Source organism: Streptomyces sp. NPDC017225 (genome assembly GCF_044331465.1).
GTDB lineage: Bacteria > Actinomycetota > Actinomycetes > Streptomycetales > Streptomycetaceae > Streptomyces.
The window spans coordinates 1-2068 of the sequence record NZ_JBIRNE010000057.1 but is presented as its reverse complement, the minus strand read 5'-3'; the positions used below and the strand labels follow the sequence as shown (position 1 = coordinate 2068).

The 2068-nt window shown below is 68.1% G+C and carries 2 protein-coding genes; both read right to left on the bottom strand.

What is annotated here, in order from left to right; genetic code table 11:
• A partial coding sequence (locus ACH4NX_RS38360; protein ID WP_398130380.1) for a condensation domain-containing protein occupies positions 1–813 on the bottom strand: 813 nt, incomplete at its 3' end.
• Positions 810–2068: AMP-binding protein (locus tag ACH4NX_RS38355; protein WP_398130379.1), on the bottom strand; the 1259-nt coding region annotated here is incomplete at its 5' end. The genes ACH4NX_RS38355 and ACH4NX_RS38360, both read right to left, overlap by 4 nt.

Genomic DNA, 2068 nt, shown 5'->3' with positions numbered 1-2068 from the left:
GATGGGCACGTCCGTGCCCGCACCACTCCGCGTCAGCACGGCCGCGGTCGCCGCGTGCACCACCATGAACAAGGACGCACCCGACACACGGGTCAAGGACAGAAGCTTTTCGTGCACCCGTGCGGACAGCTCCGCGCTCACCTTCGCCCCCCGGTAGGAGGCGGTGGCGGGTCGGGGCCGGTCGCCTTGGAGCGTCACCTCCTCCGGCAACCCCGCCAGGACATCCCGCCAGTAGCCAAGCTGCGTGGCGGCCACGCTCTGCGGATCCTCCACGTCACCCAGCAGCTCACACTGCCACAACGCGTAATCCGCGTACTGCACAGGCAACGGCTCCCAGCCCGGTACCCCGCCCTCCAACCGCGCCTCATACGCCGCCGCGAGATCACGCATCAACGGCCCGTTCGACCAGCCATCCGACGCAATGTGATGCACCACAAGCAACAGCACATGATCGTCCTCGGCCACCCGCAGCAGATGGGCACGGACCGGCAGATCAGTCGCCAGTTCGAACGTCCCCGCCGCCAACTCGGCAAGCCGCGCCGCCAGCGCATCCTCCTCCACCGCGACAAGCGGCAGCCTCAGCACCACATCAGCAACCGGCAGAACGTACTGGTGCGGACCCTGCTCACCCACCGGAAAGACAGTGCGCAGGCTCTCGTGCCGGCCCACCACATCCACCAGGGCCAGACGCAACGCCTCCCGGTCGAGCCCACCCCTGAGCCGGATCACCAAAGGAATGTTGTACGTCGCCGACCCACCCTCCAGCTCACCCAGAAACCACAAACGCTGCTGCGCAAAGGACAGGGGGTTCATGACGTGGCTCCCGTCTGGCGAAACGACCGCAGCTTGGGCCGAAGGGAAGTCCCGGCCCGACCCACCCGCTCAGCGAGTTCGGCGACGGTCAGGGTCTCGAAGATGTCTCGGACGGTCAGGTCGGCGTCCAGGGCGCTCCGGACGCGGCTGACCAGGCGGGTGGCGAGCAAGGAGTGGCCGCCCAGGTGGAAGAAGTTGTCGTCGATGCTGACCCGGGGCACGTCGAGGATCTCGGCGAACAGCAAGCACAGCGTCTGCTCCGTGGGCGTACGCGGCCCACGCCCCCCCTCGCCACCCTCCACGCGCGGCGCCGGCAGTCCCGCCCGGTCGAGCTTGCCGTTGGGGGTCAGCGGCAGGGCGTCAAGGACGACGAAGGCGGACGGCACCATGTACTCGGGCAGCGTCGCGGCCACCGCACGCCGCAGCGCCTCGGTGTCCACGGACGTACCATCGGTGGGCACCACATACCCGACCAAACGCTTGTCACCGGGCCGGTCCTCACGCACGACCACCGCCGCCTGCCCGACACCATCAGCGCCGAGCAGCACCGACTCGATCTCACCGGGCTCGATCCGGAAACCACGCAACTTCACCTGCTCATCCGCACGCCCAACGAACTCGATGGCACCATCACCGTTCCACCGCACCAGATCACCCGTGCGATACATCCGAGACCCCGGCGGACCAAACGGATCAGCCACAAACCGCTCCGACGTCAACCCCGCCCGGTTCAGATAACCGCGGGCAAGACCAGCACCCGCGACATACAACTCGCCGGCCACGCCGACCGGCACCAAACGCAACGCCTCATCCAGTACGTAAGTCCGGGTGTTGTCCAGTGCCCGGCCGATCGGCGGAACGGCAGTCACCGACTCCAGCCCCGCCAGTGGCCAGTGCGTGGCATACGTCGTTGTCTCTGTCGGCCCGTAGACGTGCCCCAGACGCAGTCCCGGGCAAGCCTCCAGCACACGGCGCATCGCACGCGCCGACGCCGCCTCACCACCGGTCAGTACCTCGCCCAGCCCGGCGAAGGCCTCCGGCCGCTCCTCAGCGATGAAGTTGAACAACGCGGTCGTCAAGAACAACGCCCGCACACCGCCCCGGACAGCCTCCTCCACCACACCGGCACTCACACCACCGGGCCCCGCGATCGTCACCCGGCCACCGCGCAGCAACGGCACCCACAGCTCATACGTCGCGGCGTCGAAGGTGTGCGGCGAGTGGAACAGGGTGTGAAGGTGATCTTCCCCGTCCC